A 25,834-nucleotide genomic window follows, 5' to 3' on the forward strand; every position below is an offset into this window, starting at 1 on the left:
GGTCAGCCCGCTGCCAAGTGCGGCACCCGCCGGCACGATCTGCGTGCCGATGCGCGCGAATGCCTCGTCGGCCAGGCTCCCTAGTCCGATGGTGCGGAAATAGGCCTCGTCCCAGCGGCTTTCATGCGCCAGATAGGTCCATTTGCAAGTCACCGTGCAGACCGAGCGGGCAAGGCTGCCGGTCGCCCGCCAGGTGAGGAAATCGGGGAGGTCCATGAACTGCCAGGCGGCGTTGAACGTGTCGGGCAGGTTTTCGGCCAGCCAAAGGAGTTTCGGCGTTTCCATCTCCGGCGATATGACGCCGCCGACATAGTTCAGCACCGCCTCGCCGCTGCGGTTGATGCGGCGCGTCTGCTCGACCGCGCGGTGATCCATCCAGACGATGATGTTGCGTTCCGAATTGCCGGATCTGCTCACCGGCAGCGGCACGCCGCCCTCGCCCAGCACCACCAGCGAACAAGTGGCGTCGAACCCGATGCCGGCGATCGCCTCGGGCGCCACGCCCGATTGAGCGACCGCTTCCCGCGTGGCCGCGCACACCGCCCGCCAGATGTCGTTGCTCGACTGCTCGACAATGTCGCCGGCCTCGCGCCAGACCTCGATATCGCGCTTGGCAGAGGCGAGCATGTTTCCAGTGTGGTCGAACACCCCGGCCCGCGCGCTGCCGGTGCCGACGTCGATGCCGAGATAATGGGGCATGTGAAACCTTCGGTTTGGCGAGTAGCGAGTAGCGAGTAGCGAGTAGCGAGTAGCGAGTAGGTAGGTCGTTGGATTCTTCCCTATTCGCTACTCCCTATTCCCTATTCGCTTAGAGATCATTGCTCTGCGGCAAAATCACCAGATCGCGGATCGTCACGTTGCGCGGGCGGGTCAGCATGAACATCACCGCTTCGGCCACTTCGCGCGGCTGCATCAGGCCACCGGCGGCGAGTTCTTCCTCGAGCTTGGCCTTCGGCCAGTCGTCGACCAGCGCCGTCACCACCGGGCCGGGCGCCACCGCACCGACGCGCAGGCCGTGCTTGGCGACCTGCCGGCGCACCGTGTGGACGAAGGCCTGCACGGCGTGCTTGGAGGCCGTGTAGATCGGCTCCCAGACCACCGGAACCAGTCCGGCGATCGAACTGGTGACGATGACGTCGCCCGTCTTGCGCTCGATCATGTGCGGCAGCACCGCCTGGATCGAGCGGAAGCAGGCATTGATGTTGAGGTTGAGCATCCGGTCCCAGGCGTCGGGATCGCCGGTCGCCACCTCGCCGCCGACATAGGCGCCGGCATTGGCATGGAAGATGTCGAGCTGGCCGGCCTTCTCCAGAATCTGCGGCATCATGGTGGCGACGCTGGCCGGCTGCATCAGGTCGATGACCAGCGGGATCGCCTTGGGGCCGAGTTCGGCGCAGAGCTTGTTCAGCGTCGCCTCGGCGCGGTCGACCAGCACCACGGTGGCGCCGGACGCCAGCATGTGCCTGGCGCATTCGAGGCCGATGCCTGATGCCGCGCCGGTGACGGCGGCAACTTTTCCGGACAGTTTTTCGCTCATGTCTTGCTTCCTGTTGATGGGTTCAGGCCCGGCCATGGGAGACACGCGAGCGGCGTGCCAGCGAGTCGACGATGACCGCGATGGCAAGCACGGCGCCGGTGATCATGTACCGAAGCGACGAGGACAGATCGAGCAGCGTCAGGCCGCTGGCGATCGACTGGATGACGATGATGCCGAGCAGCGCCGAATACGCACTGCCGCGACCGCCGAACAGGCTGGTACCGCCTATGACGGCCGCCGCGATGGCGTTGAGGTTGACGTCGCCGGTGCCGGCCTGCTGGCTGGCCGAGGCCAGGCGGGCCGCCGACAGCACGCCGCCGAAAGCGGCCAGCATCGAGCACAGCACGAAGGCGCTCGAATAGATCAGCCGCACATTGATGCCGGCGCGCCTTGCCGCCTCGCGGTTGCCGCCGACCGCCGACATCGAGCGGCCCCATTTGGTCCGCGTCAGCGCGTAATGCATTGATATGACCAGGCCGACGAACAGGCCGAACATCCACGGAATGCCGCGCGCCTGGTTGAGATAGAAGACGATGAGTTCGAGGATGACCGTGATCACGACCGCGCGCGTGACGAGCCCGCCGGTCGACGGCGCCGACAGGTTGGCGGCGCGGCGGCGCGCGACAGTGCGCAGGCCGGTGACCAGCATGACGATACCGGGCACGGCCGCCAGAGCGAACGAGACGAACTTCGGCATCATCAGCAGCTGGCCGAAATTCACCAGGTTCGAGCCGTAGGGCAGATTGATCGAGCCGGTCGAGCCGAGAATGTAGAGCTGCAGGCCAAGCACCGCCAGCAGACCGGCCAGCGTCGAGACGAAGCTCGGCATGCCCAGCCGGTTGAACAGCAGCGCGTAGAGTGCGCCGATAAAGCCGCCGACGGCGACAGCGGCCAGAATGGCGAGCGCCACCGGCCAGCCCTGGTTGACCCACAGCGTACCGACCATAGCCGAGGCAAAGCCGCTGATCGAACCGACAGACAGGTCGATTTCGCCGACCATCAAAACGCAGACGATGCCGAGCGCGATGACTCCCACGGTGGAGCAATCGAACAGCAGATTGACCAGATTGCTTGATGACAAGAAGATCGGGTTGATGCTGGCAAACACCGTCCAGATGATGACCAGCCCGACGATGACCGGCAGCGAGCCGAGATCGCCTGAGCGGACCCGGTCGAAGAACCTGCGGATGGCGCCGCCGATCCCCGCCTCGTGCTTGACGCGCACATCGGCGCGGTCGAGCTGCGGCGGCACGGGGGCGGCCTGTTCGGCTTCGCGGCTCATGGGCGTGGCTCCTGGGTTCGGTCTTGCCTGGCCTGTCTCCGCTCGGCGCGCCGCGATACCGAATTGTTCGACGCGCCGGTGATGGCGCTGACCAGTTCCTGGTTCGAGGCATCGGGGGTGAAGATGCCGTTGTTGCGGCCAAGCCGCAGCACGACGATGCGGTCGGCGACGGCGCGCACGTCTTCCATATTGTGGCTGATGATGACGACGCCGAGGCCGCGGTCGCGCACGCGCTCGATCAGGTTGAGCACTTCCGCCGTCTGCGCCACGCCGAGCGCCGCCGTCGGCTCGTCGAGCAGGATGAGCTTGGGTTCGAGCAGCAGCGAGCGGGCGATCGCCACCGTCTGGCGTTGGCCGCCCGACAACGAAGCGACCACTTCGCGCACGCTTGGGATACGCGCCGATAGCTCGTTGAGCAGCGTCCAGGCGCGCACTTCCATCGCCACCTCGTCCAGCCGCAGCGGGTTGAGCTCACGGCCGAGAAAGATGTTGGCGACGATGTCGAGGTTCTCGCACAGCGCCAGATCCTGGAACACGGTGGCTATGCCGAGCGTCAGCGCCGCACTCGGATCTGCAAGCGTCACCTGTTGGCCGCGATAATTGATGGTGCCCGAACTCGGCTGATGCACGCCGGCCAGGATCTTGACCAGGGTCGACTTGCCGGCGCCATTGTCGCCGACCAGCGCCACCACCTCGCCAGCATGGACATCGAGATCGATGTCGGTGAGCGCCGAAACGGCGCCGAAATTCTTCGAAACGCCGCGCAGGCTGAGCACCAGCTCGCCTGCCGGAACCGGTTCGTCCGGGGTATCGATCATGCCAGGAAGCCTTTCAAAACCGGTTCAAATGTCGGATGAGCGCTGCCTGGCCACCGCACGGTGGCCAGGCAGCGGAGCGGGCAAGGGTCGCGGTCAGTTCCCGATGCCCAGCTTCTTGCAGCCTTCCGCGTAACGATCGACGCAGAGTTCGGCCGCGGTGTTGATCTTCTTGTCGATGATCTCGGCCTTCAGGTTTTCCTGCGTCACCACGGCCGGCGTGAACAGCTGCGAGGGCGTGTCGTACAGCGTCATCTCGGCCTTCGGCGTCTCGCCCGAAAGCAGCTTGATGGCGATGTTGGCGGCGGCCGCCGCCACGATCTCGCTCGGCTTGGAGATGGTGTTGTACTGGTCGCCGGCGATGATCAGCTGCAGTGCCGCGATCGTCGCGTCATTGCCGGTCACCGGCGGCACCGGATCGACGCCGGCCGCCTTGAAGGCCGCGATGGCGCCGCCGCCGGTGCCGTCATTGGCCGCAACCACGCCGAGGATTTTTGGTCCGAAGCGGGTGATCTGGCCGCCGGCCCATTGCTGCGCCTTCGGCGGCGCCCATTCCGGCGTGTCGTATTCGGCCAGGATCTTGTAGCCACTGTTGTCGAGGCCGGCATGGATGCCCTTCTTGATCAGGCCGGCCGCCGCGTCGGTCGGCGAGCCGTTGATCTGCAGCACACCGCCGCTGGCCGGATCGACCTTCAGCGCCTTCAGGTGCTCGACCAGCGAGTCGGCGATGGCCTTGCCGATGCCTTCATTGTTGAACGACACATAGAAATCGGCCGGCGCTGTCGGGATCGGCCGGTCATAGGCGATGACCTTGATGCCCTGGCTCTGCGCCAGCTTGACCAGCGAGGCGGCGGCGGTCGAGTCGACCGGGTCGAGCACGATCGCCTTGGCGCCCTGCGAGATCACCGAGTTGAACTGCTGCTGCTGGCGCGAGGCGTCGGCATCGGCGTTCTGGTAGAGCACCTTGCAGCCCGGGCACAGCTTCTTCATCTCGGCGGCGAAGCCGGGATAATCATGCTGCTCGTAGCGGGTCGAGGCCTGGTCGGGCATCAGGAAGGCCACGGTGGCGTCGGTGACTTCGGCGGCCATGGCGGTGCCAGCCAGCAGCGACAGCGCAAGGGCTGCCATGCCGGCGGACTTGCCAGCGGACTTCAATGAAGATGAAAGTTTGGTCATTCGGTCTTCTCCGTTTCTGGATATGGTTGTAAGAAGGTCGTTGACTGCTTTGGTGTGGAGACACGCCTCCGCCCTCGCCCCAAACTGCAATTGGGAATTAGGGTCCGGCGCCGGCCTTTCGAGTCCGCGCCTACATCCTCCGCTAAGCGGAGGAAATTTGAGACAAGTGTGCTCCATCGCGAACCGCTCCACGCGGCTCACGTCGTCATGCAAAAGAAAAATTCCTCCCTTGGTTCCTCCCTGGCTCCTCCGTTAAGCGGCTTTTCCCGCGTTGATGTTGTCGGCCAGCAGGCGCCTGAAGCGCGAGGGCGGCATGCCCTTCTCCGCCAGGAACTGCCGGTTGAAATTGGACAGATTGTTGAAGCCGACCTCGTAGCAAATGTCGGTGATCGAGGCCTGCTCGTCGCTCATCAGGATCTGGCAGGCGAGGTTGATGCGCAGCCGCTTCACATACTGCACCAGCGACATGCCCGTGTGACGGCGAAACGAGCGCGAGAACGCACCGGTCGACTGGCCGGCGATGGCGGCGAGATCCGCCTCGTCGAACAACTGCGTCAGGTTCTCCCTGATATAGGCGAGCGCCTTGTTCATGCCGGCGGTCATGTAGCCGGAGGGATCGGGCCGGTAGCTGGCGCTGGCCAAAAGCTGGAATTCCTGGGCGCGGCTGAGCAGGCCGGCGATCATCATGAACAGTTCGATGCGGCGCACGCCTTGCGCCTGCATCATCTCTTCCATCAGCGGCGCCAGCGCCTTGCTGGTGCGGCTGGAAAACAGCACGCCGCGCCGCGACGCCTCGAGCAGAGCCGCAAGTCCCGCCAACTCCGGCAGCACATGCATGGCATCGCCGATGAAACTTTCGGAAAACTGAATGATGCGGCCGCGCAGCGGGATCGAACTGTCCCTAGGGATATCGCTGACCCAATTGTGCGGCAGGTTCGGTCCGGTCAGCACCAGATTGCCCGGCTCGAACTCGCCGATGAAGTCGCCGACGAAATAGCGGCCGTTGGTGAAGATCACCTGATGCAGTTCATATTCGGGATGGAAGTGCCAGCGCACCGTGTGGAAGGGGTAGCCGTGCGACCACGCCTTGAAGGACTCACCGCGTCGTATCTGGACAACTTCCAGGTCCGGTTCCATGTCCGTTTCCTCCCGGGCCGGCACGGATATCTGCCGCGTTCGGCCTAATTCCCTAACCCGGCCGAATTGGTTTCGGCTCTGCATTTCAAGAGCCAAGGTACCGGCTCATGACAACAGGCGCCACCACGATTCAAGACAACGGATGATACTTTTTTAACCGGGAGGCGGCGCTCAGAAGCGCTATTCGGGCAGAACAGGTCAGTCTTGCTGACGCGTTCGCTCAATTGACCAACGAGGATGCCGCCCGCCCGGAAAGGAATTCCGGCGTCTCCGTGGTCGCCTGGCCTATCGCAAGAACAGCGTGTTCAGGCGCTGTTGCAGCGCCGTCATCGTCAGTTCACCTCGTGCGCAGCGCACCACCGGCCGCCGTCGCGAGCGGCGAAACCATCTCCGGCACCAATATGTCGTGGCGGCGCGCGAAGCTGACCAGCGTGGCCCGCACCGTCTCCGAATCAATCTCGCCGACGATGCCCTCCTTGCAAGCGTTGAGTGCGACGGCATGGGCGCCGTTGCGGCCGGCGCTCGGCCAGTCCTGCAGCAGTGCGTAAGCTTCCATCACGCTGTCGATCTTCCTCGGAAAGCCCATTCCGACCAGAAGGGTGACCGGTTCCTCAAATTGCCCGCGATTCATGGCTTGTGCCTCCTCTCGATTGTGCCTGTAGCGGGCCGAGCACCGGGAGCGCGGCCCGCCGCGGATAGGTGAATGGACTGGCCGATTCCCGTTCAACCGCTGCCGGCGGATACCTCGGATGTTGCCGACACTTGCTGCGCGGCAAGGAACATCAGTGCCGACGCCGCGGTTCGCCGGTTCCAGCCGGCAGCTTCAGCCATGTCGAGCAGCCCTGCCAGCAGCGGCTTCAGCACGTTCCTGCATTCTGTTTCGTAGGCCAGGAATTCCTTCGCTTGGTGCGTAGGAGCCGGTACGGATCCGAGGCCAGCCATTGCATCCATCTTTACCTCCACTTTCTCTTCGGATGACGCCCGCTCCCCGCCAGGGAAGCGGGCGGATTGGCCGTGACCTCAGAAGTCCATACTGGCGCCGGCGGGCATTGCCGGGGCGGCGGCTTCCTTCTTCGGCTTCTCGGCCACCATCGCCTCCGTGGTCACCAGCAGGCCGGCGACCGATGCCGCGTCCTGGAGAGCGGTGCGCACCACCTTGGCCGGGTCGATGACGCCCTGGCCGTAGAGATCGCCGAATTCGTTGGTCTGGGCGTTCCAGCCCCAGCCGAATTCGCTTTTCTCGCGCAGCTTGCCGACGATGATCGAGCCTTCGGCGCCGGCATTCTCGGCGATCTGCCGGACCGGCGTTTCGATGGCACGGCGCACGATATCGACGCCAGTCTTCTGGTCCGCATTGTCGGTCTGCACGGCATCGAGCGCCTTGGCTGCCCGCAGCAGCGCGACACCGCCGCCAGGCAGCACGCCCTCCTCGACGGCCGCGCGGGTCGCATGCAGCGCATCGTCGACGCGGTCCTTACGCTCCTTGACCTCGACCTCGGTCGAGCCGCCGACCCGGATCACCGCAACGCCGCCGGCGAGTTTGGCCAGCCGCTCCTGCAACTTCTCGCGGTCGTAGTCGGAGGTGGTCTCCTCGATCTGCGCCTTGATCTGCGCGACACGGCCCTGGATCTCTTCCTTGCGGCCGACACCGTCGACGATGGTGGTGTTTTCCTTCTCGATCACCACTTTCTTGGCGCGGCCCAGCATCTGCAGCGTCACATTTTCCAGCTTGATGCCGAGATCTTCCGAGATCGCGGTGCCGCCGGTGAGAATGGCGATGTCTTCCAGCATGGCCTTGCGGCGGTCGCCGAAGCCCGGCGCCTTCACGGCCGCGACCTTGAGGCCGCCGCGCAGCTTGTTGACGACCAGCGTCGCCAGCGCCTCGCCTTCCACATCCTCGGCGATGATCAAGAGCGGCTTGCCCGACTGCACCACGGCTTCAAGCACGGGCAGCATCGCTTGCAGGTTGGAGAGCTTCTTCTCGTGGATCAGCACATAAGGCTCATCGAGTTCGACGCGCATCTTGTCCTGGTTGGTGATGAAATAGGGCGAGAGATAGCCGCGGTCGAACTGCATGCCTTCCACGACTTCGAGTTCGGTCTCGGCGGTCTTGGCCTCCTCCACCGTGATGACACCTTCATTGCCGACCTTCTCCATTGCCTCGGCGAGGAAACGGCCGATCTCGGCATCGCCATTGGCGGAGATGGTGCCTACCTGCGCGATCTCGTCGTTTCGGGTGACCTTGCGGGCATTGGTCTTCAGTTCGGCGACCACCGCATCGACCGCCTTGTCGATGCCGCGCTTCAAATCCATCGGGTTCATGCCCGAGGCAACCGCCTTGGCCCCTTCCCTGACGATCGCCTGTGCAAGCACCGTTGCGGTCGTCGTGCCGTCGCCGGCAAGGTCGTTGGTCTTGGAAGCCACTTCGCGCACCATCTGGGCGCCCATATTCTCGAACTTGTCTTCAAGCTCGATTTCCTTGGCCACGGTGACGCCGTCCTTGGTGATGCGCGGAGCGCCGAACGACTTGTCGATGACGACATTGCGCCCCTTGGGACCGAGCGTCACCTTTACCGCATTGGCAAGGATATCGACGCCGCGCAGCATCTTCTCGCGCGCTTCGGTATGGAATTTCACTTCTTTGGCAGCCATTGGATCACTCCTTTATCTAGGCAGCATTCGTTGACTGGATGGATACGAAGAAGCCGTCAGGCGGCCTTCTTCACTTCGGCGATCTCATCGATGACACCCATCACGTCGCTTTCCTTCATGATGAGCAGGTCCTCGCCGTCGAGTTTGATTTCGGTGCCGGACCATTTGCCGAACAGGATGCGGTCGCCGACCTTGACATCGAGTTCGACAAGCTTGCCGCTGTCGTCGCGCGCGCCGGGACCGACGGCGAGCACTTCACCTTCCTGCGGTTTTTCCTTTGCGGTATCGGGGATGATGATGCCGCCGGAGGTCTTCTCCTCGGCTTCAAGGCGGCGGACCAGAATACGGTCATGCAATGGACGGAACGCCATGTCGTTCTCCTCGTGGACAAACAGGTTTTTGAGGTTCCTCCGCACCGAACCGGCAATATCGGACCGGTGCGGAACGCCCCGACCCTTCGTCAGGCATCGCGGCGCATATCGAGCTAGTTTTGCCGTTTTTCGGTTTCAAGAGACCGGCGAAAAAATTTTTCCATTCGACCAGAAAGGGCGCCAACGCACTGTTATGGCGCGGCTATTTTCGGAACCCCCGAGCTTCTCGCGACGTTGTTTGAAGAGGAACCGATCGTCCCCGGCATGGCATCGGGCGAGTTCAATACGGACGTCGCGGGCTGGAGGCCTGAACGGAGAGAGAAGGAGAAAGACATGGCCGATACGGTCAGCAGCGAATTCCGCCTGCAAATGGAAGGTTATGGCCTGACGACGGCCGAAATCCACTATCACCTGCCTGATCATCCGAGCCTGCTTCAGCTCTATGTCTGGCAGGACTATGATCTCGCTCCGGCCTTTCCCGAACTCAAGGGCTTTCTCCAATATTGGGAGCGCGAACTCGACGGTCCGCTGCACTCGGTCCGCGTTGCTCATCACCGGCTCATCCGGCCTTCGGAGTGGCGAGCCGTCGAGGGCATCATCACGGTCCACTAGAGGTCTTTGGGACGGACTCCGCTCCTGCTTCGCCCCCGGAGCGACGACGTTGGAGCAGGCTCTTGCCGGCCCCACGCAGCGCCAACAATCTCCGCTCCAAGATTTCCAATTTCCATGTTGTAAAACGATCCTGCCGCGCTAGCCTGAAACCAGATGCGAGGTGGGGAAGAGGAATGGAGCTTCAGCTCAACGGCAAGGTGGCGCTGGTCACCGGCTCGACGCAAGGCATCGGCCGCGCCATCGCCGAGACGCTGGCGCGCTGCGGCGCCGGCGGCCTGCTCGTCACCGGGCGCGAGAAGACCCGCGGCGATGCCGTGGCGGAAGAGCTTTCGCGGCTCGGCACGCCGACGGTCTTCGTCGCCGCGGACCTCGCCGACCCGGCGGCCCCTGCCCTTTTGGCGCAAGCCTGCATCGAGCGCTTCGGCCGCATCGATGCGCTGGTCAACGCCGCAGGGCTGACCGACCGGGCCTCGTTCCTCGACGCCGATCTCGATGGCTGGGCCTCGCTGTTCGCGGTCAACGCGCGGGCACCGTTCTTCCTTATGCAGGCGGCCATCGCCGACATGAAGAAGCGTGGCCAGGGCGGCGCCATCGTCAACATCCTGTCGATCAACGCCCATTGCGGCTCGCCGGAACTCGCCGTCTATTCCGCCAGCAAGGGCGCGCTGGCCACGCTGACCAAAAACGCCGCCAACGCCCATCGCTTCGATCGCATCCGCGTCAACGGCATCAATGTCGGCTGGACCGACACGCCGGCCGAACGTGTCATGCAGGCCGACACGCTGGGCAACGGGCCGGGCTGGCTCGATGCCGCCAACGCCTCGCAACCCTTCGGCCGCCTGTTCTCGACGAGCGACATCGCCAACCTCGCCGTCTTCCTGCTTTCGGATGCTGCCGGGCCGATGACCGGCACGCTCGTCGACCAGGAACAGTGGGTGATCGGGGCGAACCGGTGAGCGCCATCGAAACGCATGCGCCCTGCATGACGCATTTCGCGTCGGCACCGTTGCCGTCAGAAGTTGGTCGCGATGAGGGTGACTGAAAAAGCCTATCGCCCCATTCGCTCAAAGCACCCGCGCCGCCTCACAGCGCCAGGCTCCCCTGCTCCACCTCCTCGGCATTCGGATCTCCCGGTGCGGTGGCCCAGGCCAATTCGACCAGCGTCACGGTGCGCCGGCCTGTCCCGTCGAGTTGGCAGACGATGAGGCCCTGCTCCTCGATATAGGTCAAGAGGCGCCGGGCGCGGCGCAGCGAGTGCGAGCCGTAGGCACGGGCGATCGCGGCGTCGCTCGGGCACGGCCAGCCCTCTTTCGCCGCACGGGCGATCATCATGAACACGCCCTGCATGTCGTCGGGCAGCAGCGACGCGCGGACGGAAACGTCCCGCCACGCGTCATCCTGCGTCGTCTCGGAACCAAGGCCGGCACGGGCGCGCGTCAGCATGCGGCGGAACTCCGGCAGGTCCGGCACGACCGACGCGAGGCCTTCTATGCGGCAGCGGACCACGAATTCCTGATAGAGCACCCCGATCACGCGAAAACCCGCATCGGGCTGCGCCAGGATGGCGCGCAGCACACGGTCGACGCGCTCACGACGCTCGGCCAGATCCTCGGCGCTGATTTGCGGCTCCGCCGGCTCGGGGCGCATTTCCAGTGCCGCCGATTTGGCCGCCATCAGCTGGTCGAGCAGGTCCGGCGACGCCGGGCGGCGCGGCGTGCGCACCGTCTCGGGTGGCGGCGCCGCCAGGATGATCGCGCGTGCGTCTTCCAGCGCGGATTCCGGCATTGCCATGAGCCGCGGCGTGCCGTTGCGCGGGCTGGTGTCGGTCGGGCCGATGCGCAGCCCCAGCGGACGGCGCGACAGGGCCGGGCCGAGCGCCATGAACTGCCCGCGTTCCAGATCGCGGAACGCTTCCGCCTGGCGTCGCTCCATGCCCAGAAGATCGGCGGCACGCGCCATGTCGATATCGAGGAAGGTGCGGCCCATGAGAAAATTGGACGCCTCGGCTGCGACGTTCTTGGCGAGCTTGGCCAGCCGCTGGGTGGCGATGATGCCGGCCAGCCCGCGCTTGCGGCCACGGCACATCAAATTGGTCATGGCGCCGAGCGAAAGCTTGCGCGCCTCGTCCGACACCTCGCCGGCCACCGCCGGCGCGAACAGCTGCGCCTCGTCCACCACCACCAGCATTGGGTACCAGTGGTCACGGGCGACCTCGAACAGCCCGCCGAGGAAGGCGGCGGCACGTCGCATCTGGTTCTCGGCGTCGAGGCCTTCGAGATTGAGCACGGTGGAGACGCGATGCATGCGCGCCCGCTCGCCGGCCGCCTGCAGGCCGCGCTCGGTATGCTGCTCGGCATCGATCACCAGATGGCCGTAACGGTCGCCCAGCGAGACGAAGTCGCCCTCGGGATCGATGATGGTCTGCTGCACCCAGGGTGCGCTCTGCTCCAGCAGGCGCCGCAGCAGATGCGACTTGCCGGAGCCTGAATTGCCCTGCACCAAAAGGCGAGTCGCGAGCAGTTCCTCAAGATCCAGCTTCGCCGGGGCGCCCGCGGTCGTCTGTCCCATCTCGATCGCAACGGTCATCTCGACTCAGGCGCTCCTTTCGCAGACGGGCTTATCAACTGGGTCACAGCCCGTCGAGCGTGCATGACCGCCTGCGGCGTGTTGCGCACAACTGTGCAGGCACCGCCTGGAGGGGTCATCAGCCGATGCCTGGCGCAAACTTTGGGTTGACCCCTTCGGACCACGAGGCGACACTCCACCCAACGCTACGAGTGCGAGGAGGAATGCGATGGACGAGCCCGAACGGTGGCGCCACATGTCGACGGCGCCGAAGGATGGCAGCCGCATCCTGGTCACGGTGCGTCCGTCCGAACAGGGACCGGCGGAAGTAGACCTTGCCTATTGGTCGCGTGCTGACCAGTTCGCCTCGGAAGGCTGGCGCGCGTCGGACTCCTCGCCCGGGCGCGTCATCGAATATGCCGACCCGGAACTGAAGTGCTGGATGCCGTTGCCGACGGCAAACCTCAGCCGTGCGTCCATGCCAGCGCCCTGGGAAGGCGAAGACGCCCAGCAGCTGGATGGGTCCGGGATTTAAGCGCGCGGAGAGGCCGGAGATTGGCCAATCTCCCCCTCGTGCGGGAGATCGGCAGCTTCGCGGTCGGCAGTCCTCAGAACAGGAACGCGGCCGTGGCGGGGTTGGGCCCGTTGCGGCCTTCGGGCGAATCCATGCCGCGGATCGTCTGCAGGTCCTGGGCATCCAGTTCAAAATCGAAGACATCGAAATTGGCGGCGATGCGATCCCTGCGGATCGACTTTAGAATGACGATCAGCCCCTCTTGGAGATGCCAGCGGATGATCGCCTGGGCGACGGACTTGCCATGTTTTTTGGCGATGCCTGAAATGGTCAGATCGCCGAGCAGCCGGCCGCTGCCCAACGGGCTCCAGCTTTCGATACGGATGTCGTGCTTGGCGTGAAAGTCCCTGACACCGCGCTGCTGGAACTGGGGATGCAACTCGATCTGGTTGACGACGGGCGTCACGCCGGTTTCCGCGATGATCCGCTCCAGATGGTCCTGGTTGAAGTTCGAAACGCCGATCGACTTGATGCGGCCGGCCTGCCGGAGTTCGACCAGCGTCTTCCAGGCCTCGACATATTTGTCCTGGCTGGGCACAGGCCAGTGGATCAGGAACAGGTCGATCTGCTCAATGCCGAGCTTGGCCATGGTGTCATCGAAGGCGCGCAGCGCCGCATCGCGCTGGTGTGCGCCGTTGCGCAGTTTCGAGGTGATGAACAGCTCAGCCCGCGACACGCCGGCGCTGCGGACCGCCTCTCCGACCCCTTCCTCGTTCTGGTAGCCTTCGGCGGTGTCGATCAGGCGATAGCCGGCCTCGATGCCCCAACCAATCACCTCGGCGGTAATATCCTGGTCGACCTGCCACACGCCAAGGCCGAGCTGGGGAATGGCGGAGCCGTCGTTCAATGCAATCTGTTCGGGCATGATGGGCTGTTCAGGCATGGGGGGATCCTTTGCAAAGCGGGTCCGGGCGGTCTGCCCGGTGCACAGCCTATCTAGGTCCGACAGGATGCGACGACCAGCCGACAGCGGACAAATTGCCGTGTGAAGTGCGCCTGCAAGTGTGACTTCGGCGTCGGCCGCATCCTCACCGCGGCCGGCGCACCGCCCTCACCACCCCGGCGGATGTGCTGCCGCAATAGAGGCGGTCGCCGCCATCGGATTCCAGTCCCGACACGCCCATCCCGGCCGGCATGTCGAGCTTCTCCAGAACCTTGCCTGATCGCGGGTCGACGCGGCGCAGGTCGCTCTGGTCGCCTTCCCAGGTGGCGTGCCACAGCTCGCCCTCGACCCATGTCACCCCGGTGACGAAACGGTTGGATTCGATGGTGCGCAGGATCGCCCCTGTCTCCTGGTCGATCTGGTGGATCTTGCGTTCGCGATATTGCCCCACCCAGAGCGTCCCTTCGGCCCAGGTCAGCCCGGAATCGCCGCCGCCGCCCGGTGCCGGAATGGTCGCCAGCACCTGGCCGGTATCAGGGTCGATCTTCTGTATCAGGTCGTCGGCAAGCTGGAAGAAGTGCTGGCCGTCCCAGGCGGTGCCGGCATGCGCCGCGACGTCGATCGAGCGCAGCGCTTGGCCGTTTTCCGGGTCGAAGGCGTTCAGCTTCTCGCCCGAGGCGAACCAGACATTGTTGCCGTCAAAACTCACCCCATGCACCCTCTCCACATCTGGAAAGGGTCCGTATTCGCGCAGAATTTCGGCCGCTGACTGTTTCATGTCGTTGTCCTCACTGAGATGGTCTGATGTCCCTTACTAACCACTCGGCAGCGGCGCCGGGAGTAACAAGGTGGTCGTGAATCCCGCCACCGGCGGCGTCATCCAGCGGCGCGCCCGGCCGTGACCGAAAAACTGCACCTTGCCGGCCTCGCCAAGCTGCTCGAGCGCCCGTTGCACACTGCGTTGGCCGGTGCCAAGCGCCAGCGCCAACGCCGAACTCGCCCAGGATTCACCATCGGCAAGGAAAGCCAGCACCGCCGCGTGCCGCTCCTCGATCGGCCGCGCCAGCACCAGCACCTCGCGTGCCTGGCGCGGCGCCAGCGCGAAGCCCTGGCTGGTCGCGCCGATGTCGGCCAGGCCGCGCAATTCGGTGCGCAGCCGGCCGATCTCGACCCGCAGCCGTGCCCGGTGCGATTCATCGGCGTGCCTGCCGCCGAAGGCTTGCGCGATCAGCCTCGCCCTCGACACATCGCCTGGCCACGCTTCGGCGAGCGTACGGGCCAGCGCAAACAGCACCGGGCGCGTTGCCAGCGAGACCCTTTTCTCCTGTTGGCGCACGACATAGCGAAAGCTATCGACCAGCAATGCCGGCGACGCTTGCAACGCCTCGACGTCCTCAAGCAGCAACGAGCGCTGCTCGCCAGCCGCGATCAGCCGCGCCGCCGGCGTATCCAGCGCCAGGAATGCACGGTCGACTTCAGCGATGAGCCCCACGATGCCGGCCTGGCGGGCGGCGTGGCGTGCCCACTCCAACGCCCTGCGCGCCCGCTTCGTCTTGAGGCGCCGCATCGCGATGCCGGCGACGGCCAGCTCGTGGGCGGCGCGCGAGGCCGGCGGAAGCGGCATCGGATCGAGCCCGCCCAGCACGTCTTCGGCCTCGTCGAGACGGCCGATCAATAGCAGGCGGCGCACCTTGAGGTGGCCGGCATGCGCTGCGTTCAGCCGGTCGCCATGCTTTTCCAGCGTCGCCCGCGCCGCATCCAAAGCCTTGGCCGGCCAGCCGAGATCCCGTGAGACCAGCGCAATCTCGGCCTCGGCAACAACGCATCTGGCACGCGCTACCGCTTCTTTCGGGCCGAAGCCACGCGCGGCCCGCCGCAGCAGCGCCTTGGCGCGATCAAGATCGCCAAGTTGCGCCATGGCGATGCCGCGCAGCGCCAGCGCCGGCGGATCCTCGCGCAGGGCGACGCGATCCAGCGCGCCGAGCGGATCGCCTCCGGCCAGCGCCAGCGCCGCGGCGGTGATCAGCGAATCCATTCAAATCCCGTCACACTTGTAACTCCCACCCTTGTGCGTCGCCGCCCTAACTTAAATCCGTACCATGAACCGGCAAGCCGCATCGGCCAACTCTATCGGCAACGTGCGGCACGCCAAGGGAGAACCGACAATGCCAACCGACACTCCTCTCCATGACGCGGCCGAAGGCACCGTGAGGATGCGCCACCCCTGCTGCGACGGGCCGGCTCCTGCAAATCCCGTCACACTTGTAACTCCCACCCCCGCGCTTCACCGCCCTATTCTGGCTGACAGCAAGCGACAACAGACTGGCAAAGGAGACGACCAATGACCAAGCACATCGCAATGAAGACCCCGCCGATCGTTTCGAGGCAGGACTGGGAAGCCGCCCGCGAACAGATGCTGGTGAAGGAAAAGGCAACGCTACGGGCCAAGGACGCATTGGCCGCCGAGCGCCGGCGCATGCCGTGGATGGAAGTCGACAAGGCCTATGTGTTCGAGGGGCCGAACGGCAGAGCGAGCCTGCTCGATCTGTTCGAAGGCCGCCGCCAGCTGATCGTCTACCGCGCCTTTTTCGAGCCCGGCGTGCATGGCTGGCCCGATCATGCCTGCCGCGGCTGTTCGCTGGGCGCCGACCAGGTCGGCCACCTCGCCCATCTCAACGCCCGCAACACCACGCTTGCCTACGCTTCGCGTGCCCCGCAAGCCGACATTGCGCGGCTGAAGCAGCGGATGGGCTGGCAGATGCCCTGGTACACAATCACTGACAGTTTCGACAAGGACTTCGGCGTCGACGAATGGCACGGCCACAACGTCTTCATCCATGACGGCGACCGCATCTTCCGCACCTATCTCATCAACAGCCGCGGCGACGAGGCGATGGGCACCGTCTGGAGCTATCTCGACGCGACGCCGCTCGGCCGCCAGGAAATCTGGGAAGACTCGCCCGAAGGCTATCCGCAGACCCCCCTCTACTCCTGGTGGAACTGGCACGACAATTACGACGCCGGGGCCGACAAGAAATGGGAAGAAGTCTCTGCTGCCGGCGAGGCGGCGTTCAGGGACAAGGGCGAGCAGTAACGGTTGTCCCGCTTGGGTTCCTCTCCCAATTCCGTGGAGAGAGGAACCTGTCGTGGCTGGCATGAAGGATTAAGGCGATGAGCGATATCCACACAGGTGCCGGCAGCACGATCCCGGAAGCCGCCACCCTCGGGCTGGCCGACTGGCTTTGCCTTGCCGCGGCACCGACCTTTGCCGTGATGGCGCTGCTCACCTGCATCTTCAGCGGCGATGCGGCCATGCTGTGCATGGGCACCGACGCCTCGCCCCCCACGGGCATGGCCGCGATGTATCTGCTGATGAGCGCATTCCATCTGGCGCCCTGGCTGCGGGTGATTTCCGGCAGGCGGGTCCGCTAGGCGCAGCGCGCCGTTCCAATTCCAGACACCCCGCACATCGGAGAAGACAATGAGACTGGTCAGGCTGAGAGCGCCGGGCGGCTTGGGCAATCTCGACCTGGTCGAGGAAGATCCGCCCCAGCCAGGGCCGGGCGAGGTTCTGGTCAGGATCCGGGCCTGCGCGTTGAACTTGCGCGACGACTTTGCCGTGCAAGGCAAGATGCCTCTCGCCGACGGCCGCGTTCCGCTCTCCGACGGCGCCGGCGAAGTGATTGCCCTCGGCGACGGTGTCGATGCACTCAAGCCCGGAGACAGCGTCGTCAGCGTCTTCTATCCCTGGTGGCTGGGCGGTGACATGACGCCCTGCACCCGGCGCGATGTTCCGGGAGACAGTTTCGACGGCTTCGCCAGCGAGTATGTCTGCATGCCGGCGCACGCTTTCACCAAGGCACCGGCAGGCTATACGCATGTCGAGGCGGCGTCGCTCACCTGCACGGGCGTTACTGCCTGGCGCGGCCTGGTTGTGTGCGGCAAGGTGAAGCCGGGCGACGCGGTGCTGGTCCTCGGTTCGGGCAGCGTATCGCTGTTCGCGCTGCAATTCGCCAAAGCCGCCGGCGCCCGGGTCATCGCCACCTCATCCGACGAGCAGAAGCTGGAGCGGCTCAAGCGCCTCGGAGCCGACGCCGTCATCAACTACAAGTCCGTCCCGGACTGGGGTCGCAAGGCCAGGGATCTGACGGGCGGACGCGGTGTCGATCACGTGATCGAGGTCGGCGGACCCGCCACCCTGGCGCAGTCGATTGCGGCCTGCAGAACGGGCGGTCACATCGCCCTGGTCGGCGTCCTGACCGGTTTTGCGGCGGAAGTGTCTATCCCCGCCCTGTTTTCCAACCAGATCCGCATCAGCGGCATCTCCATCGGCAGCCGGGCCGACCAGGAGGATATGATCCGGGCGATAGAGACTATCAGGATGAAGCCCGTCATAGACCGCCATTTTCCGCTGCAGGACATCGCCACCGCCTTCGCGCATTACGAAACGCAAAAGCATTTCGGCAAGGTCTGCCTCGACGTTTGAGCGGCCTCCGCCAGCAGCACGATGAAGGGACCTTCGGGTCCGCGCCTTCGTCTTGATCCTGCCTAGGTCGCGATGTCGTTGACCGGCAGCAGGGGCTTGGGAAGATCGGCCTCGCCGAGCCCGCTGCGCAACTCGATCTCGATGTCGCGGCATATCTGCGAGATCGGGACGTCGTTGGCGTTGCCCTCGAACGGGTTGGCGCTGCTTTCGCCGACCTGGTCGAGGGACATGTAGGCCCAGCCCAGCAGCGTGCTGAACGGGATCGTCAACCAGATCGCGATCGACCCGAGCGCCCCACCCAGTTTGCCCATATCGGCAAAGACGGGAACGACCCCGAACGGCAACAGCGTGCAGAAGATCATCACGAACATCGAACTGACGATGGCGTATTGCCGGGGATAGGGATTGTTCTTGATGCGATCGCAGCGCGCCTGCTGGTCATGGAAGTCGCGGATCAGCTTGGTCAGTTCGCCATAGATCTGAGGAGGGAGCTTTGTGTCCTTGAACAGCGCATTGACCTGGACAGATTGCCGTTCGAGCAGGGTGATCGCCGGCTGGGGCGATTTCAGGACGTCCTCGGCCTGTTCGGCGAGCAGCGGACGCAATTCGTCGGCGATCGAGCTCGCATCCTCATGGATGCGGTAGCGCCGCCGGTATTCGATATTGGCGGCCCGCGCCATGGATTCCCATGGCATTGGCCGGCGCAGGGAAAAACGCAACGCCGTCATCCAGGCGATGTGGCGATAGATGAGCTGCCTGGCCGTCGGCGCGTCGAGGAAATCCCTGCAGAAATTGGACCACAACCGGCTGCTGGCCGTAATTTGCGTAAAAGCCTGCAGCGCGTCGCTGCTGCGGGTGAACACCTGCGAATTCTTGAACCCGGCAACGAGTGACACGGTGGTACCAAGCACCAGCACCACCGACCATGGCACCGAAAACCCGGCGATGCCTGGAAGACGGTAGGTCGCCACGGCCAGTCCACTCACCACCACCATGTAGATGACGCTGCGCCGCGACCACAGCGCGAAATCCACTATTTTGTAGGAACGGCCTACATACATTGGGTCCCCTCAATTTATCGACAGGTGTGGTTTTGCACGGGCGGAATCTCGTCGCCTCATTGTGCCTTTGCAGCCCCGAACCGCAACCCGTCCATCAACAGCTTGACCAGCCGGCGGGAGCGGTCGCGCCATTCGGGGGTGTCGGGCGCTGAGTAGATGCCGCCCAGCGCGTGCAGCACGTCGGAAGCGTCGACGTCGCCGCGGATGGTGCCGTCGGCCACCGCCGCTTCGACCAGCTGTCGCAAGGCTTGCGACACCCGGCCGAACGTGTCGGAAAACAGCGTCGAATTGGTGGTGAGCACGATGCGCAGGCTGGTCGCCAGGCCGCGCTTGGTTGCGATGTAGTCGACGAAGCGCTGCATCCACTGTTCCAGCGCGACATCGGACGGATGTTTCTGGGCAAGCTCGCCGGCGGCCGCGCACAGCGCCTCCACCTCGCGGCGATAGACCACCTCGACCAGATGCTCGCGCGTCGGGAAATGCCGGTAGAGCGTGCCGATGCCGACGCCGGCGCGGCGCGCGATCTCCTCCAGCGAGCCATCGATGCCGCGCTCGGCAAAGACCGACACCGCCACCTCGACCAGCCGGTCGCGGTTGCGCCGCGCATCGGCGCGCAACGGCTTTGCGTCTACAACCTCGGCCTTCTGTTCAGCAATGGCGGACGGCTCGCTGGCCAATTTTTTCTCCACATCGTGTCAGGGGGCTTGAACCCGGCCGGTTCAGCCACCACGTATTAAACGGAGGCGCCTCCGTTTTAGTGGAGCACCTTTATCATATAATCAGGGGAACCGGTATGTCACGTCTTTCGAACACGCAAGCCGACATCTCCCCTGCCCGCCTGTCTCGCGGGAGATCCGCTGCCATCTCCGCTTTCGCCGTCAAGACCTGACCGAACGGTTACCTTGCCCTTCCGCGGCAAGGCACCAGTTCAATCCCATCCGCGTCAAGCAACTGGAGCCAGACGCCCATGACCAGCCTTCCCATCACCCTCACCATCAACGGCCACCGACACGAACTGGAGGTCGATCCACGCGTAACCCTGCTCGACCTGCTGCGCGAGCGGCTCGATCTCACCGGCACCAAGAAGGGGTGCGACCGCGGCCAGTGCGGCGCCTGCACGGTGCTGGTCGACGGCAAGCGCATCAACTCATGCCTGGCGCTGGCGGTCAGTCATGACGGCGCCCAAGTCTTGACCATCGAAGGCGTCGCCCACGGCGAGGAACTGCATCCGGTGCAGGCCGCCTTCATCGCCCATGACGGCTTCCAGTGCGGGTTCTGCACACCCGGCCAGATCATGAGCACGCTCGGCCTGATCGCCGAGGCACAGGCCGGCGACGATCCCGAACGCATCCGTGAGGGGCTGAGCGGCAACATATGCCGATGCGCGGCCTATGGCGGCATCGTCGAGGCCGTCCTGGAAGCCCAGCAACAGCTTGTCAAAGCCGACCGGAGGACCGCGGCATGAGAGATTTCGATTACGTCAGGCCCGCCACCATCCCCGACGCCATCGCCGCGGCAGCCGAGCCGGGTTCGGCCTATCTCGCCGGCGGCACCAATCTGCTCGACCTGATGAAAGGCGGCATCACCAGTCCCGAGCGTATCGTCGACATTTCCCGGCTGCCGGAGCTCAACCGCATCGAACGGCAGGACGATGGCGGCCTGCGCATCGGCGCGCTGGTCCGCAATGCCGATCTCGCCCATGACGCGGCGTTCGCCAAATCCTATCCGGCGGTGGCCGAGGCGCTGCTGTCGGGTGCTTCGGCGCAGCTTCGCAACGCCGCCACCGTCGGCGGCAATCTGTTGCAGCGCACGCGCTGCAGCTATTTCTACGACACCGCCAGCGCCTGCAACAGGCGCCAGCCAGGCACCGGCTGCGACGCGCTGGAAGGCGAGAACCGCCTGCACGCCGTGCTCGGCTGGAGCGATGCCTGCATCGCCACCCACCCGTCGGACTTCTGCGTGCCGCTGGTGGCGCTCGACGCCGTGGTCGAGATCGAGGGCAAGGGGGGCCGGCGCCATGTGACGCTGGAGGAATTCCACCGGCTTCCCGGCGAAACGCCGCAGCGGGAGAATGCGCTGGAGCCCGGCGACCTGATCGTGGCGGTGCGCCTGCCGGCGGAGGCGGCCTCCTTCTCCGCCAATGCCCGTTACCTGAAAGTCCGCGAACGCACCTCTTATGCTTTTGCCGTCGTATCGGCCGCGGCAGCGCTCGTCGTCGATGGCGGCAAGATCCGCGCCGCAAGGCTGGCACTGGGCGGCGTCGCGGCCAAGCCGTGGCGGGCCCGAACGGCGGAAGCCGTCCTGCTCGGCGCGGACGCCAGCGAGGCGACCTTCGCGAGCGCCGCGGACGCTGCCTTGGCCGATGCCAGCCCCTCCGGCGACAATGCCTTCAAGATCGAGCTTGCCCGCCGCATCGTGGTCAGGGCGCTGATATCTGCGCTTTCGGGAACGCCCGAGCGTCTGCCAGCCCTTCCTGCCTCCCCGTTCTCGAACATTCCCGGAGCGCGCCATGACGCTTGAACTCAGCCTCAACCAGCAACCCGCCCATGCCCGGCAGGGCTCCAGCATCGGCCAGCCGCTGACCCGCCGCGACGGCTTTCTGAAAGTCATCGGAGCCGCGCGCTATGCCGCCGACAACCACCCGCCCGGCATGCTCTACGCCGTGCTGGCGGTCAGCAGCATCGCGCGCGGCCGCGTTGCCGCTCTGGATATCGAGGCGGCAAAGGCGCACCAGGGCGTGGTCGAGGTGATGACGCCCAAGAACCGGCCGGCGCTCGCCGCTGACCCGGACGCCAAGGACCACCCCTTCATGTTCCGGCTCGACCTGCTGCAGAACGATCAGGTCCGCTACCCCAACCAGAGCATCGCCGTGGTAATCGCCGAGACGCTGGAGGCGGCAACCGAGGGGGCGGCTTTGCTGTCGCCGCGCTATGAAGTGCTGCCGGCGCGCGTTGGCCTGGACGGCGCTGAAAGCTTCGTGCCGCGTGGCGTAGGCGTCGGCGGTCCGGCCGTGCAGCACAAGGGCGATGTCGAGGCCGGCCTCAAATCGGCAAAGACACGGATCGAAGCCACCTACGAGACGCCGGCCCAGTACCACAACGCCATGGAGCCGCATGCGATCGTCGTCGCCTGGAATGGCGACACACTGTCGATCGACACGCCGAGCCAGGGCCTTGCCATGGCGCAGGGCCGCATCGCCGGCCTGTTCGGCATCGCACCGGAAAACGTCCACATCCGCAGCCCGTTCCTGGGTGGCGGCTTTGGCTCGAAAGGCATGATCTCCGGACCGCAGGTGCTCGGCATCCTGGCGGCGCGTCTCGTCGGCCGTCCGGTCAAGCTGGTGCTGCGGCGTGAGCAGATGTACGGCCCGGTCGGCCACCGTGCGCCGACGCGCCAGACGCTGCGCTTGGGCATGGATGGCGAAGGGCGGCTGACGGCACTCGACCATCACGCCAAGACTGCGTCGAGCACGTTCGACGATTTCTTCGAACCGGCGGCGGATGCCTCGCACACGCTCTACGCCAGCCCGGCCATCGCCACCTCGCACGATGCGGTGCGGTTGGACACCGGTACCCCGCTGTTCATGCGGGCGCCCGGCGAAGCGACCGGCTCGATCGCGCTGGAGAGCGCCATCGACGAGGCGGCTCACGCCTGTGGCATGGACCCGCTGGAATTCCGGCTGCGGAACTATGCCGAGGTCGAGCCGATGACCGGCAAGCCGTTTTCCTCCAAGGCGCTGCGCGAATGCTACAGGCAAGCGGCCGAGACGTTCGGCTGGGCAAGCCGCCCGCTTCAGCCGCGGCTGATGCGCGACGCGGACGGTTTCCTGACCGGCTGGGGCATGGGCACGGCGACGTTTCCGGCCCTGATGTTCCACGCCGAGGCCCGCGCCGTGCTGAGAAGCGATGGCAGCGGCCTGATGGAGACCGGCGCGCAGGACATGGGGCAAGGCGCCTGGACCGCCTTCGCCCAGATCGCCGCCGACGGACTGGGACTGGATATCGACCAGGTCGATTTCAGGGCCGGCAGTTCCGATCTGCCCAATGCAGGCATTGCCGGCGGCTCCGGCCACACGGCGACGGCCGGCATGGCGATCCACAATGCGGGTGCCGCCGTCATCGCCAGGCTCGCCGATCTCGCCACCGGTGACGAGCACTCACCGCTCTACGGCGCCGGCAATGAAGGCGTGCTGGCGCGCGGTGGCCGCCTCTATCGGCGCGACGATGAAAGCCGCGGTGAAAGCTATGCCGAGATCCTCACACGTGCAGGCCTGACCGAGATCGAGGGCCATGGCAAAGGTGCCCCCGACCCGGCGTCCCAGGAGACCTATGCCAAGCACGCGCATGGCGCCGTGTTCGCCGAGGTGAAGGTCGATCCGGATTTCGGCCAAATCCGCGTCACAAGGCTGGTCGGCGCGTTCGCCGCCGGCCGGGTTATCAATCCCAGGCTGGTGCGCAGCCAGTATTATGGCGGCATGATCTGGGGCGTCTCGTTCGCACTGCATGAGGAAGCCATCACCGACCGGCGCTCGGGCCGGATCCAGAATGCCAACCTCGCCGAATATCATGTCCCGGTGAATGCCGACGTTCCGTCGGTCGAGGCGCTGCTGGTCCACGAGGACGACCCTCACGTCAACGCGCTTGGCATCAAGGGCGTCGGCGAAATCGGCATCACCGGCACGGCCGGCGCCGTCGCCAATGCGGTCTGGCATGCGACCGGGGTGCGACCCCGGCGCTTTCCGATCCGCATCGAGGACCTGCTGGGGTGAGGAGTGGTCCGCCTAGCGGACGGGAAGCCAATGCTTGGCTTTCCCGTCCGACGAACGGTGAAGGCCCGGTCCGCCTTCGGGCGGATCAAAAGGTCCAGTGGACCTTTTTAAAGGGCTGAACGCCCGAACGGTCCGGAGCGACAGCGAAGGGCCGGACAGCGGGCGCTAGCTCCTCGCCGGCCCAACATGAGATCAACGACTTCGCGTCAAGCAACTGGAGCCAGATGCCCATGACGAAAACAACGATCCCGGTCCATCTCGACATCAACGGCGACCTTCACGGGCTCGACATCGAGCCGCGTGTGACACTGCTCGACGCCTTGCGCGACCGGCTCGGCCTGACCGGCACCAAGAAGGGCTGCGACCACGGCCAGTGTGGCGCCTGCACCGTGCATATCGACGGCGAGCGCGTGCTGGCCTGCCTGACGCTGGCCGCCCAAGCCGAAGGCCGCACCGTCACCACCATAGAGGGGCTTGCACGGGAGGGCGAAATGCATCCCGTGCAGGCTGCCTTCCTCGAACAGGACGCCTTCCAGTGCGGCTATTGCACGCCGGGCCAGATCATGTCGGCCGTCGCCTGCATCCGTGAGGGCCATGCCGGCTCCGACGGCGAGATCCGCGAATACATGGCCGGCAATCTCTGCCGCTGCGGCGCCTATCCGCACATCGTCGCCGCCATTCGCCAAGCCGCCTTGGAGGTCGCATCATGAGGGATTTTTCGTATGTGCGCGCCAGCTCGGTCGATGCGGCACGCCAAGTGGCCGCCCTGCCCGGCGCCATGCTCTTGGCCGGCGGCACCACGCTGATCGATCTCGCCAAATGCGGCGTCGCCGAACCCGAGACGCTGGTCGACATCGCTCATCTCAAGGGGTTGGACAGCATCGAGGTGAACGAACGCGGCGCCACCATCGGCGCGCTGGCCAGGATGAGCCATGTCGCCGACCATGCCGACATCAAGAGCCGCTTTCCTGCGGTGTCGGAAGCCCTGTGGCAGGCGGCTTCCGCGCAGATCCGCAACATGGCGACCATCGGCGGCAATCTGATGCAGCGCACGCGCTGCCCCTATTTCCGTGATCCCGGGAATTTCTCCGCTTGCAACAAGCGGGAACCCGGCAGCGGCTGTTCGGCCATAGGCGGCGTCACCAGGGGCCACGCCGTGCTCGGCGCCAGCGACGCCTGCATCGCCATGTATCCAGGCGACCTCGCCGTGGCGCTGGTCGCCTTCGACGCAACAGTCCATCTCGGCGAGCGTCAGATCCCGGTCGACGATTTTTTCCTGCTGCCCGGCACCACGCCGGATAGGGAACATGCGATCGAACCGGGCGAGATGATCACCGCCATCGAGATCCCCGGCTCGTCCTCTGCCCGGCGTTCGACCTACCTGAAAATCCGCGACCGGCAGTCCTATGAATTCGCGGCGGCAAGTGCCGCTGTCGGCATAGAGTTCGAACCCGACGGCCGAACGATCCGCGATTTGCGGGTGGCGCTTGGCGGCATCGCGACCAAGCCGTGGCGGGCGCGAGCCGTTGAGGCAGCCTTGATAGGCAACGCGCTGGAGCCGGACGCAGTCCGCGCCGCCAGCCTGCTCGCCGTCGAAGGCGCCGTCGACCATGGCGCCAACCACTACAAGGTCGAACTGGCGCCGCGCGTCGTCTCCCGCGCCATCCTCAAATTGGGAGAGACGGCATGACCGTTCACAACATCAGGCATGGGGATGCGTCCGACGGCGCTTTTGCCGAAGCCGTCGGCGGCCGGCTGTCGCGCGTCGACGGTCCGGCCAAAATCACCGGCGCGGCGAAATACGCCATCGAGCAGCAGCTCGAAGGCCTCGCTTACGCCGTGCTGGTCGGGAGCACGATTGCATCCGGCAAGGTGCGCGCGAGCGGGCAATAGGGCTTGTCGGGCGGCGGTGTGC

General features: G+C 65.4%; 27 protein-coding genes and 1 pseudogene. 12 read left to right on the plus strand and 16 right to left on the minus strand.

Annotated features, from left to right (window positions below; translation table 11 throughout):
- The 10 genes from EOB59_RS36630 to groES form a co-directional block, all read right to left on the minus strand.
- On the minus strand, positions 1-699 hold a 699-nt coding region (locus tag EOB59_RS36630; protein WP_245486728.1), incomplete at its 3' end, for an FGGY family carbohydrate kinase.
- Positions 700-808: 109 nt separating this feature from the next.
- Complete coding sequence (locus tag EOB59_RS23955) at positions 809-1,537, minus strand: SDR family oxidoreductase (protein WP_127399316.1); 729 nt, start codon at positions 1,535-1,537, stop codon at positions 809-811.
- 22 nt (positions 1,538-1,559) lie between these two features.
- Positions 1,560-2,819 (minus strand): sugar ABC transporter permease, encoded by a 1,260-nt coding sequence (locus tag EOB59_RS23960; RefSeq protein ID WP_127809826.1) that lies wholly within the window; start codon positions 2,817-2,819, stop codon positions 1,560-1,562.
- Positions 2,816-3,637 carry an ATP-binding cassette domain-containing protein gene (locus EOB59_RS23965; protein WP_127809825.1) on the minus strand — a complete coding sequence of 274 codons (822 nt, stop codon included), beginning with the start codon at positions 3,635-3,637 and terminating at the stop codon, positions 2,816-2,818. Before EOB59_RS23965 ends, EOB59_RS23960 begins: the two co-directional genes overlap by 4 nt.
- Positions 3,638-3,730: 93 nt before the next feature.
- Positions 3,731-4,810 carry a sugar ABC transporter substrate-binding protein gene (locus EOB59_RS23970; protein WP_127809824.1) on the minus strand — a complete coding sequence of 360 codons (1,080 nt, stop codon included), beginning with the start codon at positions 4,808-4,810 and terminating at the stop codon, positions 3,731-3,733.
- Positions 4,811-5,062: 252 nt separating this feature from the next.
- Positions 5,063-5,947 carry an AraC family transcriptional regulator gene (locus EOB59_RS23975; protein ID WP_127320456.1) on the minus strand — a complete coding sequence of 295 codons (885 nt, stop codon included), beginning with the start codon at positions 5,945-5,947 and terminating at the stop codon, positions 5,063-5,065.
- A gap of 337 nt (positions 5,948-6,284) precedes the next feature.
- Positions 6,285-6,578, minus strand: a complete 294-nt coding sequence (locus tag EOB59_RS23980) for a DUF982 domain-containing protein (protein ID WP_127399278.1) — start codon at positions 6,576-6,578, stop codon at positions 6,285-6,287.
- 92 nt (positions 6,579-6,670) lie between these two features.
- The gene (locus tag EOB59_RS23985; protein ID WP_013530720.1) at positions 6,671-6,898 is read right to left on the minus strand and encodes a hypothetical protein; all 228 of its coding nucleotides are present in this window, start codon (positions 6,896-6,898) and stop codon (positions 6,671-6,673) included.
- A 69-nt stretch (positions 6,899-6,967) separates the two neighbouring features.
- The gene (groL, locus tag EOB59_RS23990) at positions 6,968-8,599 is read right to left on the minus strand and encodes a chaperonin GroEL (RefSeq protein ID WP_127809822.1); all 1,632 of its coding nucleotides are present in this window, start codon (positions 8,597-8,599) and stop codon (positions 6,968-6,970) included.
- A 56-nt stretch (positions 8,600-8,655) separates the two neighbouring features.
- Positions 8,656-8,970 (minus strand): co-chaperone GroES, encoded by a 315-nt coding sequence (gene groES, locus EOB59_RS23995; RefSeq protein ID WP_127255658.1) that lies wholly within the window; start codon positions 8,968-8,970, stop codon positions 8,656-8,658.
- Between the two features lie 333 nt (positions 8,971-9,303).
- Between groES and EOB59_RS24000 the strand changes: the two genes are divergently transcribed.
- Positions 9,304-9,582, plus strand: coding sequence for an usg protein (locus tag EOB59_RS24000; RefSeq protein ID WP_127320453.1), 279 nt, complete (start codon positions 9,304-9,306; stop codon positions 9,580-9,582).
- Between the two features lie 173 nt (positions 9,583-9,755).
- The gene (locus EOB59_RS24005) at positions 9,756-10,538 is read left to right on the plus strand and encodes an SDR family oxidoreductase (protein WP_127399380.1); all 783 of its coding nucleotides are present in this window, start codon (positions 9,756-9,758) and stop codon (positions 10,536-10,538) included.
- A 127-nt stretch (positions 10,539-10,665) separates the two neighbouring features.
- Here EOB59_RS24005 and EOB59_RS24010 read toward each other — a convergent pair whose 3' ends face one another.
- A complete protein-coding gene (locus EOB59_RS24010) occupies positions 10,666-12,168 on the minus strand; it encodes an ATP-binding protein (protein ID WP_127297074.1) in 1,503 nt (500 codons plus the stop codon).
- A 208-nt stretch (positions 12,169-12,376) separates the two neighbouring features.
- Here EOB59_RS24010 and EOB59_RS24015 point away from each other — a divergent pair, with 208 nt between their 5' ends.
- Entirely contained in the window at positions 12,377-12,682 is a 306-nt protein-coding gene (locus EOB59_RS24015) for a hypothetical protein (RefSeq protein WP_013530714.1), read from the plus strand.
- 73 nt (positions 12,683-12,755) lie between these two features.
- Here EOB59_RS24015 and EOB59_RS24020 read toward each other — a convergent pair whose 3' ends face one another.
- The 3 genes from EOB59_RS24020 to EOB59_RS24030 all read right to left on the minus strand — a co-directional run bounded on the left by EOB59_RS24020 (position 12,756) and on the right by EOB59_RS24030 (position 15,639).
- The gene (locus tag EOB59_RS24020) at positions 12,756-13,604 is read right to left on the minus strand and encodes an aldo/keto reductase (RefSeq protein WP_128289384.1); all 849 of its coding nucleotides are present in this window, start codon (positions 13,602-13,604) and stop codon (positions 12,756-12,758) included.
- Between the two features lie 145 nt (positions 13,605-13,749).
- Positions 13,750-14,382 carry a PQQ-binding-like beta-propeller repeat protein gene (locus EOB59_RS24025; RefSeq protein WP_128289385.1) on the minus strand — a complete coding sequence of 211 codons (633 nt, stop codon included), beginning with the start codon at positions 14,380-14,382 and terminating at the stop codon, positions 13,750-13,752.
- A gap of 36 nt (positions 14,383-14,418) precedes the next feature.
- Positions 14,419-15,639 carry a helix-turn-helix domain-containing protein gene (locus EOB59_RS24030; protein WP_128289386.1) on the minus strand — a complete coding sequence of 407 codons (1,221 nt, stop codon included), beginning with the start codon at positions 15,637-15,639 and terminating at the stop codon, positions 14,419-14,421.
- Between the two features lie 306 nt (positions 15,640-15,945).
- Here EOB59_RS24030 and EOB59_RS24035 point away from each other — a divergent pair, with 306 nt between their 5' ends.
- The 3 genes from EOB59_RS24035 (at position 15,946) to EOB59_RS24045 (ending at position 18,090) form a co-directional block, all read left to right on the plus strand.
- Complete coding sequence (locus tag EOB59_RS24035; protein WP_127267445.1) at positions 15,946-16,698, plus strand: thioredoxin family protein; 753 nt, start codon at positions 15,946-15,948, stop codon at positions 16,696-16,698.
- Positions 16,699-16,775: 77 nt separating this feature from the next.
- On the plus strand, positions 16,776-17,036 hold the full coding sequence (locus EOB59_RS24040; RefSeq protein WP_128289387.1) for a hypothetical protein: 261 nt from the start codon (positions 16,776-16,778) through the stop codon (positions 17,034-17,036).
- Positions 17,037-17,085: 49 nt separating this feature from the next.
- Positions 17,086-18,090, plus strand: coding sequence for an NAD(P)-dependent alcohol dehydrogenase (locus tag EOB59_RS24045; RefSeq protein ID WP_128289388.1), 1,005 nt, complete (start codon positions 17,086-17,088; stop codon positions 18,088-18,090).
- 62 nt (positions 18,091-18,152) lie between these two features.
- Here EOB59_RS24045 and EOB59_RS24050 read toward each other — a convergent pair whose 3' ends face one another.
- Together EOB59_RS24050 and EOB59_RS24055 are read right to left on the minus strand one after the other, a co-directional pair.
- The gene (locus EOB59_RS24050; RefSeq protein ID WP_128289389.1) at positions 18,153-19,151 is read right to left on the minus strand and encodes a bestrophin family ion channel; all 999 of its coding nucleotides are present in this window, start codon (positions 19,149-19,151) and stop codon (positions 18,153-18,155) included.
- A gap of 56 nt (positions 19,152-19,207) precedes the next feature.
- Positions 19,208-19,828 (minus strand): TetR/AcrR family transcriptional regulator, encoded by a 621-nt coding sequence (locus EOB59_RS24055; RefSeq protein ID WP_128289390.1) that lies wholly within the window; start codon positions 19,826-19,828, stop codon positions 19,208-19,210.
- Positions 19,829-20,118: 290 nt separating this feature from the next.
- Between EOB59_RS24055 and EOB59_RS24060 the strand changes: the two genes are divergently transcribed.
- The 6 genes and pseudogenes from EOB59_RS24060 to EOB59_RS24085 all read left to right on the plus strand — a co-directional run.
- Positions 20,119-20,616 carry a (2Fe-2S)-binding protein gene (locus tag EOB59_RS24060; RefSeq protein ID WP_127322359.1) on the plus strand — a complete coding sequence of 166 codons (498 nt, stop codon included), beginning with the start codon at positions 20,119-20,121 and terminating at the stop codon, positions 20,614-20,616.
- A complete protein-coding gene (locus tag EOB59_RS24065; RefSeq protein WP_128289391.1) occupies positions 20,613-21,671 on the plus strand; it encodes a xanthine dehydrogenase family protein subunit M in 1,059 nt (352 codons plus the stop codon). Before EOB59_RS24060 ends, EOB59_RS24065 begins: the two co-directional genes overlap by 4 nt.
- Positions 21,661-23,919 carry a xanthine dehydrogenase family protein molybdopterin-binding subunit gene (locus EOB59_RS24070; protein WP_127809813.1) on the plus strand — a complete coding sequence of 753 codons (2,259 nt, stop codon included), beginning with the start codon at positions 21,661-21,663 and terminating at the stop codon, positions 23,917-23,919. Before EOB59_RS24065 ends, EOB59_RS24070 begins: the two co-directional genes overlap by 11 nt.
- A gap of 230 nt (positions 23,920-24,149) precedes the next feature.
- Positions 24,150-24,629: a (2Fe-2S)-binding protein gene (locus EOB59_RS24075; protein WP_127327750.1), complete on the plus strand. Its 480-nt coding sequence runs from the start codon at positions 24,150-24,152 to the stop codon at positions 24,627-24,629.
- Positions 24,626-25,609: a xanthine dehydrogenase family protein subunit M gene (locus tag EOB59_RS24080; protein ID WP_128289392.1), complete on the plus strand. Its 984-nt coding sequence runs from the start codon at positions 24,626-24,628 to the stop codon at positions 25,607-25,609. The genes EOB59_RS24075 and EOB59_RS24080 overlap by 4 nt, the downstream gene beginning before the upstream one ends.
- Positions 25,606-25,800, plus strand: a pseudogene (locus tag EOB59_RS24085) (hypothetical protein); the annotation flags it as partial. The gene EOB59_RS24080 and the pseudogene EOB59_RS24085, both read left to right, overlap by 4 nt.
- Positions 25,801-25,834: the final 34 nt, after the last annotated feature.

The sequence above is a fragment of the Mesorhizobium sp. M7A.F.Ca.MR.176.00.0.0 genome (assembly GCF_004023165.1).
Lineage (GTDB): Bacteria > Pseudomonadota > Alphaproteobacteria > Rhizobiales > Rhizobiaceae > Mesorhizobium.

Coding starts and splice junctions, on each gene's coding strand:
- EOB59_RS24025 (WP_128289385.1), bottom strand. CDS start 14,382: ATGAAACAGTCAGCGGCCGAAATTCTGCGCGAATACGGACCCTTTCCA.
- EOB59_RS24070 (WP_127809813.1), top strand. CDS start 21,661: ATGACGCTTGAACTCAGCCTCAACCAGCAACCCGCCCATGCCCGGCAG.
- groES (WP_127255658.1), bottom strand. CDS start 8,970: ATGGCGTTCCGTCCATTGCATGACCGTATTCTGGTCCGCCGCCTTGAA.
- EOB59_RS23980 (WP_127399278.1), bottom strand. CDS start 6,578: ATGAATCGCGGGCAATTTGAGGAACCGGTCACCCTTCTGGTCGGAATG.
- EOB59_RS24060 (WP_127322359.1), top strand. CDS start 20,119: ATGACCAGCCTTCCCATCACCCTCACCATCAACGGCCACCGACACGAA.
- EOB59_RS23960 (WP_127809826.1), bottom strand. CDS start 2,819: ATGAGCCGCGAAGCCGAACAGGCCGCCCCCGTGCCGCCGCAGCTCGAC.
- EOB59_RS24045 (WP_128289388.1), top strand. CDS start 17,086: ATGAGACTGGTCAGGCTGAGAGCGCCGGGCGGCTTGGGCAATCTCGAC.
- EOB59_RS24015 (WP_013530714.1), top strand. CDS start 12,377: ATGGACGAGCCCGAACGGTGGCGCCACATGTCGACGGCGCCGAAGGAT.
- EOB59_RS24080 (WP_128289392.1), top strand. CDS start 24,626: ATGAGGGATTTTTCGTATGTGCGCGCCAGCTCGGTCGATGCGGCACGC.
- EOB59_RS24005 (WP_127399380.1), top strand. CDS start 9,756: ATGGAGCTTCAGCTCAACGGCAAGGTGGCGCTGGTCACCGGCTCGACG.
- EOB59_RS24010 (WP_127297074.1), bottom strand. CDS start 12,168: ATGACCGTTGCGATCGAGATGGGACAGACGACCGCGGGCGCCCCGGCG.
- EOB59_RS24040 (WP_128289387.1), top strand. CDS start 16,776: ATGAGCGATATCCACACAGGTGCCGGCAGCACGATCCCGGAAGCCGCC.
- groL (WP_127809822.1), bottom strand. CDS start 8,599: ATGGCTGCCAAAGAAGTGAAATTCCATACCGAAGCGCGCGAGAAGATG.
- EOB59_RS23985 (WP_013530720.1), bottom strand. CDS start 6,898: ATGGATGCAATGGCTGGCCTCGGATCCGTACCGGCTCCTACGCACCAA.
- EOB59_RS23970 (WP_127809824.1), bottom strand. CDS start 4,810: ATGACCAAACTTTCATCTTCATTGAAGTCCGCTGGCAAGTCCGCCGGC.
- EOB59_RS23955 (WP_127399316.1), bottom strand. CDS start 1,537: ATGAGCGAAAAACTGTCCGGAAAAGTTGCCGCCGTCACCGGCGCGGCA.
- EOB59_RS23975 (WP_127320456.1), bottom strand. CDS start 5,947: ATGGAACCGGACCTGGAAGTTGTCCAGATACGACGCGGTGAGTCCTTC.
- EOB59_RS24020 (WP_128289384.1), bottom strand. CDS start 13,604: ATGCCTGAACAGCCCATCATGCCCGAACAGATTGCATTGAACGACGGC.
- EOB59_RS24065 (WP_128289391.1), top strand. CDS start 20,613: ATGAGAGATTTCGATTACGTCAGGCCCGCCACCATCCCCGACGCCATC.
- EOB59_RS24050 (WP_128289389.1), bottom strand. CDS start 19,151: ATGTATGTAGGCCGTTCCTACAAAATAGTGGATTTCGCGCTGTGGTCG.
- EOB59_RS24035 (WP_127267445.1), top strand. CDS start 15,946: ATGACCAAGCACATCGCAATGAAGACCCCGCCGATCGTTTCGAGGCAG.
- EOB59_RS24000 (WP_127320453.1), top strand. CDS start 9,304: ATGGCCGATACGGTCAGCAGCGAATTCCGCCTGCAAATGGAAGGTTAT.
- EOB59_RS23965 (WP_127809825.1), bottom strand. CDS start 3,637: ATGATCGATACCCCGGACGAACCGGTTCCGGCAGGCGAGCTGGTGCTC.
- EOB59_RS24030 (WP_128289386.1), bottom strand. CDS start 15,639: ATGGATTCGCTGATCACCGCCGCGGCGCTGGCGCTGGCCGGAGGCGAT.
- EOB59_RS24075 (WP_127327750.1), top strand. CDS start 24,150: ATGACGAAAACAACGATCCCGGTCCATCTCGACATCAACGGCGACCTT.